We start from the raw sequence: 15,099 nt of genomic DNA, 5'->3' as shown, positions 1-15,099 counted from the left end.
AGACCTCTTCTATTTTAAAACTCCCTCTCCTCGGAGCACCGAGGAGAGGGAACCAGACACAATCACTTAATCTCCACAATCCGCACACTGCCCGCTGGCACTTCCAGCGTGACGTTGCCGTCAACCACGGGCCAACGATCTTCCGGCAGCAAGCGGTCGCGAGCTTCTTTCGCGGGAACGCGGCAACGAATCGTGACTTGTTTGCTCTTGCGATAATCAGTGGGCGTGATTCCCTGCTGAGGTTTGTCTTGCCCCTGCGGATTCATCAGCGTCACAAGCCAGCCGGTTTGCGAACGATTGACGAGCCATTCGACTTCGCCACTCACTTCGACGGGCATCTGCCCGCGCGACAGATGGGCGAGCAAACGAGGGACAACGGGATGAACTGTTTTGTCGACGCCGAGACCGCGCGGGACTGAAAGATAGATAATGCGTCCAGCATTGCGATCGATGGCTGCACAAAAACACTTGCCATCGAGCGTCTTCGCCAGCGGACGCACGGCATCTTTGCCCAGCGGTTTATCGAGCGGAATCTCGCGATAGCGGAACAATTGCCCGGCCTGTTCCGCGGCATCGTCCAGCCACTTGTAACCGGTCGCGGTGGCTTCCGCACCCGTTTGCGGCAGGGCGAGATGCACGAGACCGGGCCCCGTGAGGTGCGCATCGGCCACGACTAGCGTACCGCCGCGATTGATGTACTCGGCCAGCCTTTTTCCCTCGGCATCGGTCAGTTCGATATCACCGGCCGCGATGACGACTGGGTAGGTATCGATCGTCCGCCACTTGTTGGCATTGGGATAGGCGAAGATCACATCGAAGATGTCGCCGTAGACGCCGGGCAGGTAAACCTCGTTTGTGCCGGTGATCGGTCGTTCGCTTTCGGGACCGATGGGATGGAAAGCAGTCCAAAAATACTGTTCCAGCATTTTTTCGTGATCGCCGTACAAGAAGCGGTCTTGGTGCCCGTGCCAATTCTTGAAACTGTTGGGCCAGAACGGAGCGGGTTCCCAGCCGTGAGCGTAGTCGACCAGGAACGCAATCGGCGTGAAAGGCTGGCCGCGATCGGGCTCCTTGGCAGTGACGCGGAGAAAGCGGTCGACCAATTTGCCCTTCGGTGAAAGCTGCACTTCGTGCAGGCCGGCCGCAGTGGTGCCGCCCGGTTGCCAGTACTCGTCAAAACCTTGCTCGTGATAGAACATGCTCGCGCCGGCCATGTACTGGTACCAGATGTCCATCTTGTACCAGGTCATCCCCGCACCGCTGAACACGCTGTAGTAATTATCGAGAATGTTCTTCGGCGCGTGATAACTTTGCTGGTCGCTGAAGATGGTCGACGAGTCACCGAAATTACAACTCCGATAAGTGGCCGTCAGTCCTGCATGCTGACGAGCCGCGCCACGCATGAACGCCCAGCGCATGCCAAGCACATTGGAAGTGCAAACCGACGATTCATAACCGGCCGTCTTCGCGCCCCAGTCGTAGCAGAGCGGCACCGCTTCGATATTGCCGATGGAGAGGCAAGCGATGACGTCCTGATAAGGATTCGCATCGAGATCCTTGCCATAGACTTTGCGATACTTGTCGCGATTCGACTCCAGCGAAATGGGAGTAAAGGCCTCGACCAGTTGTCGCCGCGTTTTCGCGTTCTCGGTCGCAGCCTTCATGGCCTTGCCGTCGGGATAAAAATATCCCAGGCTCTCGCCGGCGATGCTGCCGACATAGCGATTACGATACTTTTGAAACATCGCGACCCCTTTGTCGCCGATGGGTGCGCCGGGATGATAGTTCATCATCATGCCCCAGGCGCGATCGGGATTCGCATCAAGCCACGCAGCGAATTTCTGCCCGGTCGGATTCACTTCGCCCGTCTTGGGATCGGTGGCGAAGACGCCAGGACCGACGCCGTGAAACGTGGGCACGATCCGCGGGTCGGAAAAGATCGGCACTTCATTTACGCCGCCGTATTTCTTTTCGAACTCATCGCGGACCGTTTTGTCCGCCACGTTGTACGGAAACTTCACGCGCCCCGGCTTGTCGCTGAGCCATGTATCGATGGCACTCGTGTGCGAGACATTCCAGAGATAGAGAAAGCTCTTGTCGCGGAAGGTCCGCAGCTTCCAGGGTTCCGGGAGTGCGAACGACGGTTTCTTGCGCGCGAGTGGCTCAAGTTGCGAATCGATGCCCAGGCGATAGCTGTCGAGCAATTCCCATGCAGCAGAGCGCGGACGTTCTTTTGTCAGCGGCCGATACGTCGCGTCGGTAGTGAGAACAATGCAATCGACTTGCCGAGGCTGAGCTTCCTTGGTGGTCGAGAGCAACTTCAGCGTGGCGGTTCCTGCGGCCAGATCGGCGGGCTGCATGCCCCAGCCAAAAGCCCAGCCGAAGTAGAGCTTCATCTCGTTGTCTTCTTCGACAACGGCTCGTTCACCGTAGCGACCCGTCCAAGCTGGTTTACCCGGCTGTTCGATCTGCACCTGAAAGCGATCGGGCACTTCGCGCCAGTCGCCATAGCGGACCCACACGAAGTATTTGCCCGCTTTGGGAACCTCAATCGTCTTACTAACGACGGCTTTGTCATCATCCGCGCCGGTCGCAATCGAGAGAAAGCCGCTCTCGCCACCCTGGCACCATTCGGCGGCCCAACCGGGACCCGATAAGCCCCAGTGACCAGCCGTCTTCTTCATCTCCGGCTTGCCCATCGGCCAGCAGAAGCCGGTAATGCCTTGCAGATGCTCGGCCTCAATCCAGACCGATTCTTCACCAGCATGCAGCCAGGTGACACACAATGCTGCCAGCAGGAGCGCAGCCCCTAGCGAACGGAGCAGGTTCATAGGAGTGATCTCGGAGAGGAGCTACTTCAGTTGAATCCGTACCACGCGATAGACGAGGAAGCCTGGCGCGGTGAACTTCACGCGGCCGTCTTTAGCGGTGAATTTAAGCGGCAAGGGCGATTCTTCTTCGGGCGACAGCGCGACGATTTCTTTCACGTCCGTGCCGGCGGGGAGGATGATGTCGCAGTCGATGGCTTCGGCGGCGATTGGCTTTTCATCCTTGATGCCGCCGCCGGGACTCGGCTTGCCGTCGCGTGTGCGGGGCGGTTCTTCGCGGTTGTAGTTGACCAGGTGAACGGTCAACTCATTGGGCTTGTCGGCAGGAGATGCAGCGGGAATCGAAATCGACGCGCGTACCGTATCAGGTGCCTTGAACTGGCTCCGCTGGGCCGCGAGGACCTTCTTCACATCGTCGGCGTTGCGGACAACGTGCGTGTATTGCTTCACTGCGTCTGCGTGAGCCGCTTCGTCGCTCTTGATGTCGAACAGCACATGCGCATCGAGCAGGGCATCGGCATTCACTTTGAATTCGTCGACGGCGGCGATGTTGGCCTCAGCAACTTGCGTGCGAGGGAAGAGGACGACCGTATTCGCGTGCGAACGATTCGCTTTGTAGATCGCGTCGTTCTTCTTCATGAATTGGTAATAGCGGGCGATTTCGGCCCGCGCGAGGGGATCGGTAAAGCGGGTGTAGAAGCCCATCGGAGCGCCGCCGTTGGCCGCAAGCTCACTGATGGCTGCGCGAATGCGCGTGCTCTCGTACTTGCCGAGCGTGAAAGGCTTATCGTCGAACATGCCGCGGATGTAGCGGGCCTGCAGCGTTCCTTCGCCCAGGTAACCAGCGGCGAGATCGGTATAACAGCCGGAAGCGCCCATGCTGTACCACAGGTAGTCCTCTCCTTTGCCCCAGACTTCGGCGGGCAACAGGCAGCGTTCATCACCGCCGACTTGGCTGAAGTTGCTGATGTGGTTCCACTGCGCGACCATTAGGTCTTTCTTCAAGCTGCGGCCGTACTTGATGAAGACATCGTCGAAGACTTGCTTGTTCGAGAGTTGCGACCAGCGGAGCATTTCGCGCCGCAGCGGAGTCGATTCGTCGACCTTGTGCCAATAGACGATCTCGCTGAACTCGTGCTTCTTCAAGTCTTCGATGCCCAGCTTCGTTTTGAGTTGCTCTGGCGTATGACGCTCGCCGAGATAGCTGCGAAAGCTCTTCTGACAATGTTCGCAGTGGCAATCGTGGCGATAGAAGTAGTTGGCAATGTAGCCGTCGATACCGCGATCGATACCGCGCTTCACCCAGGCCTTCATCACGGCTTGCCAATAAGGATTCCGCAGGCAGGCCCAATACTCGCGCATCTTGCCAATCTCGTAACCCTTCTGACCGATAGGCTGGCCATCCTTGCCGCGTTCGAGCAGCAGCATGGGATCGGCGATCGGCTTGGGGCCGAGTTCCTTTTCGTCCCACAGTTCGTTATAGAACTTGAAGAAGCCCGTCGGACCATTCGGAGATTCCGGATCGCCGACGAGAAATTCCACGTTGAAGTGGCCGACGACCTTGGCCCCGCGCTTGTGGAGTTCGCGATTCTTGTCCTCGAACCACGCGCCGCATTCGTTAATGCCCTGCACAGGGAAGTGCGACGGGTAACCCTTGTAGACGGGCGAATGAACCAGGCTGTAGAAGTGCGCACCGTAGTTGCCAAGTTGCACGACTTCGGGCTGGGCGTCGTCGACGAAGTTCAGATACTCGGGATGAGCATACTCGGCCCAGTGGGCGATCATCCGCGTGAACTCATGCCGCGGTGCTAGGTCGGCGGCCCTCTCTTGCGCCAGGCACGACGTGCGGGCGGTGCTCAACAAACCGCCGGCAACAAGCAGAACGAGAGCAACGGTACGCATCGCAGGAGTTCCTTACGGAGCGGGAGATGGGGAGGCAGGCTCGGTGGTCAGTGGTGGGGCATCGAACAGCGGCGAGACAATTTCTTCCGCGGGTGGTTCGCTATTCAAGCTCACGACAATGCCCACGACGGCTGAAATCAAGACACCGAAAATCAGTGGTTCAAAACCAAACGGGTAAAAGGGTCGCAAACCGGCAATTGGGCCGATCATCGGGTCGGGGGTAAACATGCCCACGGTATAGACCGTGATCATCGTCGCCGCCCCGCTGAGCATCGCCGCACCGACTCCCACCGCAGTCGCGCGCCGCCAATAGCAGAGCATCAGGCAGGGAACGATGAAGCAGGCCCCCGCGCCGCCGGAGGCAAACACGACCAACGTTTGCAGATAGACGACGGGTCGAATATTCAACACCACGGCGATTACACCAACTGTCAACATTCCACAGCGCGCCAGCCATTGCAGTTGGCGGTCGGTGGCGTGGGGATTGATGAAACGCTGATAGACATCGCGCACGAGCCCGGACGAAATCACCACCAGGTAAGAACTGACTGTGGCCATGATCGCTCCGAAGGGGGCGGCGAGTATGACGCCAGCCAAGAGCGAACCGCCGGGGAGGCCGTCGGTCATTTTCATCGCCATTCGCGGAATCACTTCGTCGGGCTTTTCCAGGTCGGGCATCAGCGAGCGGGCGCAGATGCAGATGGCGATGAGAGGCAGATAGATGCCCAAGTTGTAGGCACAGAGGAGGACCACACTGCGGCGCAACGTGCGAGTGTCTTTGCAGGCCATGATCCGCGTTACGCTCGCCGGCGAGGCAAAGCCGGTGGCGGGCCAGAAAAAGAAGAACGAGACCGCGAGCGTCAGCGGCAAATATTGACGGCCATCATTCGAAAAACCAGGTCCGGAGATGAAGGCCAGACCTGCATTCTCGCTCACTGGCTGAGGCTCGCGCATCTCCTTGGCCGCGCGTCTCGCTTCGGCATTTTCGGCTGCCTGTTGCGCGCTGACGACGGCCCCACGGGACGCTTTCTCCAAGCCGCCGACGCTATAGAGCGAAAGCCCCAGCAGCGCAAGGACGCCGATGAACATCATCACGCTTTGGAACAGGTCGGTCCACACAGCGGCCAGAAAACCACCGATGAGGGTGTAGCCCACGACGGTGATCGAGAACACCGCGAGGCCAATCCAATACAGCTGATCGCTTTGCGTTTCGGCATCTTCGCTAAGCGAGAGAAAGTTGCCACTGGGGGCGGCCAGCTTCATGACTGTCGCGCCAGCTTTGAACTGCGCGACCATCATGGCCGACATGAAGACGATAATTAGCAGCGAGGTAATGAGTCCCAGCGTGGGGCTGGCAAAGCGGGCCCGAAACAGGTCGGGCATGGTGATGGCGCCGGTATGGCGCGAGATATGCGCGATCCGTTTGCCGATCAGGCCGAAGCCGGTGATCGGCACGACCATATAGCTGCCGATCCAGAGAGCGACTATCCAGCCGTGCGTATAGACGAGCGACGGAAAGCCCATGAAGGTGCCGCCGCTTTGCACGGTGGCAGTGAGGGCCACTGCCCACGCGCCGAGGCCGCGATTGCCGAGGAAGAAGCCTTTCACGAACGAGCTCTTCTTCACCACCCGCTGCGCGAGCGTGCCGAGCCAGACCGAAGCAGCAATGAAGATGACCAAGGCGATAAGCGTGCCGTAATTGGCATCCTTATCGGCAGCACTGGGCGCTTGGGCCAGCAACTCAAGCATCAAACGGATCCTCTTCTTCTCCTGGTTCCAGGCCCAGGTCGGCGTCGGTCATCAGAACATTAGCGACAAAGAGCGAAATTCCCGCACACAGCACCCACGGTGCCACGATTCCCCAAAAGATCCACGTGGGAAAACCCAGTGTGAAGTGCAACTTATCGGGGGTCGCGCCGTAGCCGTGCAACGTGCAATAGGCCACGGACCACGTGCCGGCTGCTGCCCAGACGCAAGCGACGATGATCGCTTCGCGCCGAGCACTTTGCAAAATGGGATGGGGCAAAATGGGACGGGGAGCCGGCATAGGGACTCGCGAAGTGGGTAAACAGGACGCAATTCAGCGTCGGCGGCACGGGTGGGAAATCAGCGGTAGGAGGGCTGGCCCCGAATATAAAGTGCGGCGCGCGGGGAGGCAAACAGAAAGCGGGTGAATAGCCGTTTCTCGAAATGCTCCATCGGCCGGCAACCGGTGACGCGCGCGAACAGTGACGTGCCGAATATGCCGACACCGCTAGCAACTTCTTTATCGGCAATTCACGAAGTGCTAATAACAAATGCGCTGCAGTTATGCAGAGTATAGCAATAGAGTTCTGCAAAGTACTGTCAGCAATGAATGCCCAGTGCAGAAAGACTCCAGTACACGAATCCATGACGATTCCACCACGACCGCGCTTACGCCGAGGCTCTCATGATCGCCCGACAGGCAAGACGCCGCGTCCGCAGCATCTTTTTGAGTGATCTCCACCTGGGCTGCCGTTACAGCCGAGCCGGCGAATTGCTCGCTTTGCTCGATCGTCACGAGCCGGAGTATCTGTACCTCGTGGGGGACATCATCGACGGCTGGCGGTTAAAACGTCGCTGGCATTGGCAACCTGAATACAGTCAGCTCCTGCAGCGGATTATCGAACTCGCCAGCCGCGGCGTGCAGATTCGGTATACGCCCGGGAATCACGATGCTTTCCTGCGACCGTTCGTCAACGACTTTGGCTTCGTCGAAATTGCCGACGAATTCATTCACGAAACGGCCACTGGTCAGCGGTTGTTGGTGCTGCACGGCGATCAGTTCGACACGGTCGAGATTCGTGCGCAATGGCTGAGCGTGCTGGGTTCGGTGGCTTACGACACCCTGCTGTTCGCAGCCAGTGGCATTAGCCGCATGCAGAAACTGCTCGGCTACGAGCCTACCGACCTAACCGGCAATCTCAAACGTCGCGTGAAGCAGGCCGTCCGCTTCGTCAGCAACTTTGAAGAGCGCCTGGCCCGGCACGCGCGTGAGACTGGCTGTGACGGCGTGGTCTGCGGCCATGTTCATACACCGACCGCGATGCAGTTGCACGAGGTGCGCTATTTCAATACCGGAGATTGGGTTGAGAACCGCTCGGCGCTAATCGAATACACCGACGCCTCGCTCGAGATTTTGCACCTGCCCGCCGCCACGACCGACTGTTGTCCGGTCACCTATTCGCCGGACAGCACCGCGGACGACAGCGCCTGGCAACCGAAGGAACCGAGATTTAAGGGTGAGCAGTTAGTCGTCCATCGCCCAAGAATTCCAGTGGCCGTCTAAAGCGGTCGAGGTTTCGTTTGCTTTGTTACCGAACGTGGTCGAGCCTGGTTTCGTGTCAGGAGATTCGCCATGGCCAAGATTTTCTACAGTATGGCCGGTGAAGGTCGGGGGCATGCTGCCCGCGTGCGGAGCATCGTCGAACTGCTCCGGGATGAACATGAGCTGGTGCTGTTCGCGCCCGATCAAGCTTATGAGTTTCTCGCGCCGCGCTATCCCGCGGGGACAGCGAACGTGGAAGTGCGGCGCATTCCCGGGCTGCGCTTTCACTACACCAGCAATCGGTTGAATCTGTCGCGCACCGTCCTCCGAGGGCTGGGATACTTGTGGAAGCTGCCGGCCCTCGTCGAACAATTGAAGCAAGCGATTCGCGCCGAAGAGCCCGACCTGGCGATCACCGATTTTGAGCCCGCATTGCCGCGCGCCGCACGCGCTTGTGGTGTGCCGTTTCTCAGTTTGAATCACCAGCACTTCCTGGTGGCCTGCGATCTGCGCTCGCTCCCTTGGAGCTTGCAACGCTACGCCGACTTGATGGGGCTCGCGGTGCAGGCCCATCACTGGGGACAGAAGGAAACGATCGTTTCCTCGTTCTTTCAAGCACCGCTGCGGCGAGGTTATCACGATGTGAAACAAGTCGGACCGTTGCTGCGGCCTGAGATTCGCCGCGCTGTCGTCAGCAGCGGCGACTTTCTCGTTTCCTACCTGCGACCCAACACGCCGGACCGTGTCATTGAGATCTTGAGCAAGAGCACACGGCAAGTTCGCGCTTATGGACTCGGGCGCCTTCCTGAGCGTGGCAGCATTCGCTTTTGCGAACTGAGCGAGCAGGGATTTGTGAATGACCTGGCGCAGTGTGCGGCTGTTGTAGGTGCCGCGGGAAACCAAACCTTGGGAGAATCGCTCTATCTCGGCAAGCCAGTTCTCGCCCTCCCCGAATCGCAACATCACGAACAACTAATCAACTCGCACTTCTTGGAGCAGATGAAAGCCGGGCACTTCGTCCCCGTGGAAGAATTTGAACCTCGGCACCTCGATCGTTTTGTGACAGCACTGGACGACTTGCGCGGGCCGCTACTCGGCGATTGCATGGTCCATGACGGCAACTCCGCCGCAGTCGCGACAATTCGCGGTCATTTGCCGCGATCCAGTAAACTGAGAAGTTCAACGCCGCCGCGACGGGAGTTGGTGGCATCGTAGCCGTAACTTCTGAGCGGCTATTTCGCGGGGTGTTGATTAAGTCGAGGACTTTTTCAACACGACACCCTTTAACTCCCGGGTGCGGCGCGCCTGGGTGTTGAATAAATACCGCTCTTTGTCAACAAGTGCGCTAAAAACGGATTGTCTAGGAGAGTGACTTATGTCATTCGTGCTGAGCCGGAAGCGTCAGCGCCCTGAGGTTCCAGAAGTAGCGGGATACTCTCCGGGCGCTGACGCTTCCGGCTCAGGTACTTGCTCGAAAAAGTTGTTGCTCGGGGAGGGTTGCCTTGTAGTGAACGGTTGTATACATTTGCCCGCCGGCGAATGGAACGTTCACGTATAGAGGAGGGTGACCCGATGAGCCAGTTTGCAGCGATGATTCTTCCCGAGTTCGATGAGGAGATGGCCAACACGCGGAAGGTGCTGGAGCGCGTGCCAGACGAGAAGTTCGACTGGCGTTGCCATCCCAAGTCCAACACCATGGGTTGGAATGCCAATCACCTGGCCGAGATTCCGGGCTGGGTGGAAGGGACACTCACGCAGCCTTTTTGGGATGCGGAGCCCGAGAATGGCCCCAAGTATGCGATGCCGCAATGCCAGAACACGAAGGAAGTACTGGAGCTATTTGATAAGAATGTCGCTGAAGGCCACGCGGCAATCGCCGCTGTGAAAGATGAAGACACGGAGTTCGTGTGGTCCCTAAAAGTAAAGGGGACGCCGATCATCACCATGCCGCGCAAGCAAGTGATTCGGGCGTTCATCCTCAGCCATACGATTCACCATCGCGCACATCTGTGCGTCTATCTGCGATTGAACGACATCCCCGTGCCGGGCATGTATGGACCGTCGGCTGATGAGTAGAAAGTGATTTCTAGGGTTTGACGGGGTCGGCCTTAGCGGGTCTGATTTTCTCGATCCGCTCCAGTTGGACGATGACTCCGTCCTGCACCACGATCGAGACGGAACCGAAGTTAACTCCAGCGATCGCTGCCCGAATCTGTTCGTCCAGCGCCGGTTGTTCGGCAGGACCAGGACGAGACTGAGCACGATACGGAGCAGAGAAACGACGCAGGGCGGGTTGAGCTGTCGACATCGGCGATCATTCCAGCGGAGAAAGGGTTGTGCATGCGAGCCACCATGCTCGCATTGATGGGCGAGCAAATTGCACTTTCGATGCCAGTGGTATTCCGTGCATCCAAACAACAGGAATGGAGGAGGACAGAGAGCGTGAATCACGATTTCCGTGATCTGCCACGGAATCGTGCCCAGCATCTTTCACGGGCTTGCCATCGTCTTTGCTGGTGAGCCGGATGGGCTCGGAAAACTGTATCGCGCGAGTTTGCGGAATCTACTACCTTGTGCGGATGCATCTCAGCCTTCTGTGGCTGAATTCGCTTGACTCTTATTCTTTCTTGGCTTTGGCACGGCAGTCGCGATAAGTGTTCGCCATCACCGGCTGACGCTGCGACATTTCCCGCCTGCAGCAATGCCCTGAACTTGATCCGACTGACGGACAAGCAATTTCTTACGACTTGCTCCCATAGCTGACGGAACCATCCGAGTTGGGCGCCTGACTCGCATGTAATTAGGAATGCAGGCCATGAAGATTTCAAAGCTGATTCGTTGGCAGATCGCGCAGCGCACGGATGCTCGCCGCGGTTTTACGTTGGTGGAACTGCTGGTGGTGATTGCCATCATCGGTGTGCTCATTGCCTTGCTGCTCCCCGCGGTGCAAGCCGCTCGCGAAGCAGCTCGGCGCATGCAGTGTGCGAACAACCTGCGGCAGATCGGTCTGGCCTCGCACAACTTGCACGATACCTATCAGTTTCTGCCGCCAGCCTTCTTGGGTGACTCGGACGAAGACAAGCCCAATGGCTTCGCCACCTGGGCCGCGCTGATTCTGCCCTTCGCGGAAGGGAACAATCAATACAACAAGTGGGACATCAAATATCGCGTCGCCGATCAGGTGCCCGAAGCTTATCAAACCAAAATCAAGATGTACTTCTGCCCGTCGCGTTTGTCGCATGTGCCGAGCGTGAACGACTTCGCCGATCCCGGTGGTGCGCTGAGCGATTACGCAGGCTCGTTTGGTACGGACAATCAAGGTGCGAAGTCGAACGGTGCGATCATCCCCAACAAGCCGCAAGTCGGTGTCGAAGCAGGAACCGGTAAGGACTACCTGATTCACTGGTCGGGACCGATCACCATGGCCGCCATCAGCGACGGCACTTCAAACACCCTGATGTACGGCGAGAAGCACGTTCGTCCCAACTCGCTTCGCGGTAAGAACGAAGACCGCAGCATCTTCAGTGGTGTACGCAACACACATCGCCGGATGGCCGGTGTTTCGCCGAACGGGGCCGAAGTTCGTCCGCTGCTGCCACCCGATGCCAAGGGCGCGCAAGCCAATAGCAGCTTCGGCAGCTCGCACCCCGGTATCTGCCAGTTCGTAATGGTCGACGGCAGCGTGCAGTCGCTGCGGTTGGATTTGGATGTGGCCATTCTCTCGAAGTTGGCTCAGCGAGACGACGGCGAAGTGGTCCCCGCTTGGTAATCGCATTTAGCCTGATATTGAAGGATTCAAAGCAATGTCGATTTCATTCTCCCATACGATCCTGCGGATCTTCAGCGTCATCGCCCTCTTGGGTGCCTGGCTGAGCGTGGGTTGCGGTTCGTCAGGCCCAGCGGTTCATTCGGTCAAAGGGCAGGTCCAACTGGTGGGCGGCGATAGTAGCCCGCTGGTTGGCCATATGCTCGAAGTTACCAAGGCCGACGACAAACTCGTCCGCTCGTACGGCGAGATCAAGGCCGATGGGAACTTCGAACTGGAGTCGCTGATTGCCGGCGAGATCCACAAAGGGGCGAAGGAGGGGAAGTACCAGGCGCGGATCGTGCTTGCTGACGATGACCCGGCCGTGAAGCAGCAAGCTCGGGCGGCGCTTCATCCGCGTTATTTGGCTTTTGAATCTTCGGGACTCGCGTTCGAAGTTCCAGCCAAGACTCCGGTGCAATTGCAGGTTTCCCGCCGTTAGGCAGTCCGCGTTTCCCGCCAATAAATGTCCCACCGAAATCATCGTTAACTTGCCCCAGGGGTCGGCACCAATGTTCTGGTGAACTCGCCCCAGAGAGTTATGAAGGATAGTGCGATGCCTGCCCGCAATCCTAACCGCCTACTACTTCTGCATTTAGCAGCTTTGCTAAGTTTGGCTTGTGTAGGCTCCCGCAGTCTGTGGGCTGACCCCGCCGAGGCGAAGAAGATCGCCCGGGCCGCCGCTGAGAATCCGGCGAAGGTCGAATTTTTCGAAAAGAAGATCCGCCCGATCCTGGTCAGCAATTGTAATAGCTGCCACTCGGCGGAAACGAACTCAAGGGGTGGCTTGCGGGTTGACGATCTTGGCGGGCTGTTAATGGGTGGCGCTAGTGGAGCAGCGATCGTCCCGGGAAATCCAGGCGACAGCTTGCTGATTCAAGCCGTTCGTTACGAAGGCTTGGAAATGCCGCCGAAGAAGCGGCTGACCGACGAACAGATTGCCGATCTGACGACCTGGATCACCGACGGTGCTGCCTGGCCGAAGGCCGAGTTCTCCGCTGACTTGACGAAGCCGAATGCCAAGTATGAAGAGCTGCGGAAGTCGCATTGGGCTTGGCAACCGCTGACGAGCACAACGCCCCCCTCGGTCGTGAGCCAGGCGTGGCCCCGCGATGAACTCGATCGCTATGTGCTGGCCAAGTTGGAAGAGAGCAAGCTCGCTCCCGTTGCGGATGCCGAGAAGCGTGATTTGATTCGCCGCGTGACCTTCGACTTAACCGGCCTACCGCCGACACTGGACCAAATTGCCGCGTTCCTGGCCGATGACTCGCCGCAGGCCTTCGAAAAGATGGTGGATGGACTACTCGCTTCGCCTGCGTTCGGTGAGCGTTGGGGCCGGCACTGGCTCGACGTCGCTCGTTACGGAGAATCGACCGGCTCGGCCCGCAATCTGCCGTATCCGCATGCCTGGCGCTATCGCGACTACGTTATCGACTCGATCAACGCCGACAAACCCTACGACCAGTTCATTCGCGAACAAATCGCCGGCGACCTGCTGCCGTCGGATTCGCCCGAGCAGAAGGCTGAGCAACTTGTTGCGACGGGTCTTCTCGCGCTGGGCGTGAAAGATGTGAACCAGCGGTTCAAAGTCCGCTTCATCATGGACAACATCGACGAGCAGATCGACACGGTCACTCGGTCGGTTTTGGCGCTAACCGCCAGTTGTGCTCGCTGCCACGATCACAAGTTCGATCCAATTCCAACTGCCGACTACTATGCCCTCGCCGGAATCTTCCAAAGCAGCGACTTGTGCGGCGGCCTGCGCAACAAGATGGGTGGCGGTGGACTCGACTATTACGACAAGTCGCTGCTGCTGACCATCTCTTCAGCCTCAGCTGAATCGGCCGAACCTAGTGCCAAAGAAGCCGAAGCCAAGGAAAATCTTGAATTGGCACGCAAGGAATTTCAGCGATTGCAGAATTCGCCCGAAGGAAATGAAAAGGCTAAAGATGGCCGGCCGAAAAAGCTGGTGGCGCGTCAGAAATTCAATAAGGCGCAGCAAGACCTGCAGGCGATGTCTGACCCCGCCCTTCTTGGTCACGTTGCTTATGGCGTGCGAGATTCCCAGCAAATTGCCGACACCGAAATTCGAATTCGTGGCGAAGCCGAAAAGCTTGGCCCGGTTGTGCCGAGAGGTTTTCTTTCGGTGGTCGATGTGCCGAATGCCAAGCCGGTGAACGTGGAACAAAGTGGTCGCTTGGAACTGGCTCTGTGGCTGACGAGCCCTGAGAACCCACTCACCAGTCGCGTCATGGCCAATCGCGTTTGGCAAAAGCTGTTCGGCGACGGGTTGGTGAAGAGCGTCGATAACTTCGGCGTGACCGGCGAAGCGCCGTCGCACCCAGAACTGCTCGATCATCTAGCTCAGCGGTTCGTTTCCGACGGCTGGTCGGTCAAGAATTTGGTTCGGTCGATTGTGCTCAGCCGCACCTATCAACTTAGTTCGCAAGAGACGACCGCTCATCGCAACGTTGACCCCGCGAATCGACTGCTGTGGCGTCATAACCCCCGCCGACTAACCGCAGAAGAGATTCGCGATGCGTCGTTGGTCGCCACCAGCACGCTCGATCCACAGCGGCCGACGAGCGCAACTTCGAAGAATCTCAAGGTCACCGAGATTCGCAACAACGGGCCCGAAGCCGCAACCATTGGCAACGAAGCGCTCGCCAGTAAACATCGCAGTGTCTACTTACCACTTCTCCGCGGGCTGACGCCAACTTCGCTGGCCGTGTTCGATCCAGCTGAGCAAGGCATGGTGAGTGGCGCTCGAGACACAACCACGGTCGCACCGCAGGCGTTGTACTTACTCAACGATCCGTTTGTTCGGCAGCAGGCAATGGAATTGACGGTACGAGTCCAGCAGCAAACCACGGACGACGCGGAGCGGATATCGCTTGCTTATGAATTGGTTTTAGGACGCCCCGCCAGTGATTCCGAGATCGCCCGCGTTCAAAGTTACTTAATTGACTTTGAACAGACAGCCCAGGAAGTTTTCCCCAATTCAAAGCCTGCCTCCAAGGTTCAGGTGGCCGCGGTGTCGGCGAATGACGAAGTGACGGATGCTGCCAGCAGCAGCACTGCAAAGAAGAAATCGACTGCACCTGCGGATCCAGATAACGTCGATCAAACCGACCTGACCGTTCGCAAAGATGTCTCAGGCCCGCGCGATCCCAAACTCGCAGCTTGGGCCAGTTTCTGCCAGGCCCTGTTTGGTTCCGCAGAGTTCCGGTACCTGAAATAGTCCTCGCTGGTCCGTTCACTACGGTCCGCTCGGT

11 protein-coding genes are annotated in these 15,099 nt (G+C 58.3%); 6 read left to right on the top strand and 5 right to left on the bottom strand.

The features are described 5' to 3' along the window. Nucleotides 1–62: 62 nt before the first annotated feature. The 4 genes from ETAA8_RS05080 to ETAA8_RS05065 are packed head-to-tail and all read right to left on the bottom strand — an operon-like array spanning nt 63 to nt 6,777. Nucleotides 63–2,831: a hypothetical protein gene (locus ETAA8_RS05080; protein ID WP_145085823.1), complete on the bottom strand. Its 2,769-nt coding sequence runs from the start codon at nt 2,829–2,831 to the stop codon at nt 63–65. Between the two features lie 21 nt (nt 2,832–2,852). Then, entirely contained in the window at nt 2,853–4,730 is a 1,878-nt protein-coding gene (locus ETAA8_RS05075; RefSeq protein WP_145085819.1) for a hypothetical protein, read from the bottom strand. A gap of 12 nt (nt 4,731–4,742) precedes the next feature. Further along, on the bottom strand, nt 4,743–6,479 hold the full coding sequence (locus ETAA8_RS05070; protein ID WP_145085816.1) for a sodium/pantothenate symporter: 1,737 nt from the start codon (nt 6,477–6,479) through the stop codon (nt 4,743–4,745). Next, nucleotides 6,472–6,777, bottom strand: coding sequence for a DUF997 family protein (locus tag ETAA8_RS05065; protein WP_145085813.1), 306 nt, complete (start codon nt 6,775–6,777; stop codon nt 6,472–6,474). The genes ETAA8_RS05070 and ETAA8_RS05065 overlap by 8 nt, the downstream gene beginning before the upstream one ends. A 384-nt stretch (nt 6,778–7,161) precedes the next feature. Between ETAA8_RS05065 and ETAA8_RS05060 the strand changes: the two genes are divergently transcribed. The 3 genes from ETAA8_RS05060 to ETAA8_RS05050 all read left to right on the top strand — a co-directional run bounded on the left by ETAA8_RS05060 (nt 7,162) and on the right by ETAA8_RS05050 (nt 10,095). Then, complete coding sequence (locus tag ETAA8_RS05060; protein ID WP_145085810.1) at nt 7,162–8,040, top strand: UDP-2,3-diacylglucosamine diphosphatase; 879 nt, start codon at nt 7,162–7,164, stop codon at nt 8,038–8,040. A 69-nt stretch (nt 8,041–8,109) separates the two neighbouring features. Next, a complete protein-coding gene (locus tag ETAA8_RS05055) occupies nt 8,110–9,234 on the top strand; it encodes a glycosyltransferase family protein (protein ID WP_145085807.1) in 1,125 nt (374 codons plus the stop codon). A gap of 357 nt (nt 9,235–9,591) precedes the next feature. Next, nucleotides 9,592–10,095 (top strand): DinB family protein, encoded by a 504-nt coding sequence (locus ETAA8_RS05050; protein ID WP_145085804.1) that lies wholly within the window; start codon nt 9,592–9,594, stop codon nt 10,093–10,095. Nucleotides 10,096–10,105: 10 nt separating this feature from the next. On the opposite strand, the gene ETAA8_RS05045 is transcribed toward ETAA8_RS05050, so the two are convergent. Beyond that, nucleotides 10,106–10,327: a YezD family protein gene (locus ETAA8_RS05045; RefSeq protein WP_145085801.1), complete on the bottom strand. Its 222-nt coding sequence runs from the start codon at nt 10,325–10,327 to the stop codon at nt 10,106–10,108. Nucleotides 10,328–10,834: 507 nt separating this feature from the next. Between ETAA8_RS05045 and ETAA8_RS05040 the strand changes: the two genes are divergently transcribed. The 3 genes from ETAA8_RS05040 (at nt 10,835) to ETAA8_RS05030 (ending at nt 15,065) form a co-directional block, all read left to right on the top strand. After that, the gene (locus tag ETAA8_RS05040) at nt 10,835–11,788 is read left to right on the top strand and encodes a DUF1559 domain-containing protein (protein ID WP_145085798.1); all 954 of its coding nucleotides are present in this window, start codon (nt 10,835–10,837) and stop codon (nt 11,786–11,788) included. Between the two features lie 34 nt (nt 11,789–11,822). After that, complete coding sequence (locus ETAA8_RS05035; RefSeq protein ID WP_145085795.1) at nt 11,823–12,266, top strand: hypothetical protein; 444 nt, start codon at nt 11,823–11,825, stop codon at nt 12,264–12,266. 114 nt (nt 12,267–12,380) lie between these two features. Then, nucleotides 12,381–15,065 (top strand): PSD1 and planctomycete cytochrome C domain-containing protein, encoded by a 2,685-nt coding sequence (locus ETAA8_RS05030; RefSeq protein WP_145085792.1) that lies wholly within the window; start codon nt 12,381–12,383, stop codon nt 15,063–15,065. Nucleotides 15,066–15,099 lie beyond the last annotated feature (34 nt).

Origin of the sequence: Anatilimnocola aggregata (assembly GCF_007747655.1) — a bacterium.
Classification (GTDB): Bacteria; Planctomycetota; Planctomycetia; order Pirellulales; family Pirellulaceae; genus Anatilimnocola; species Anatilimnocola aggregata.
The sequence above is the reverse complement of the archived record's forward strand: the minus strand, read 5'-3'. Positions and strand labels throughout refer to the sequence as shown.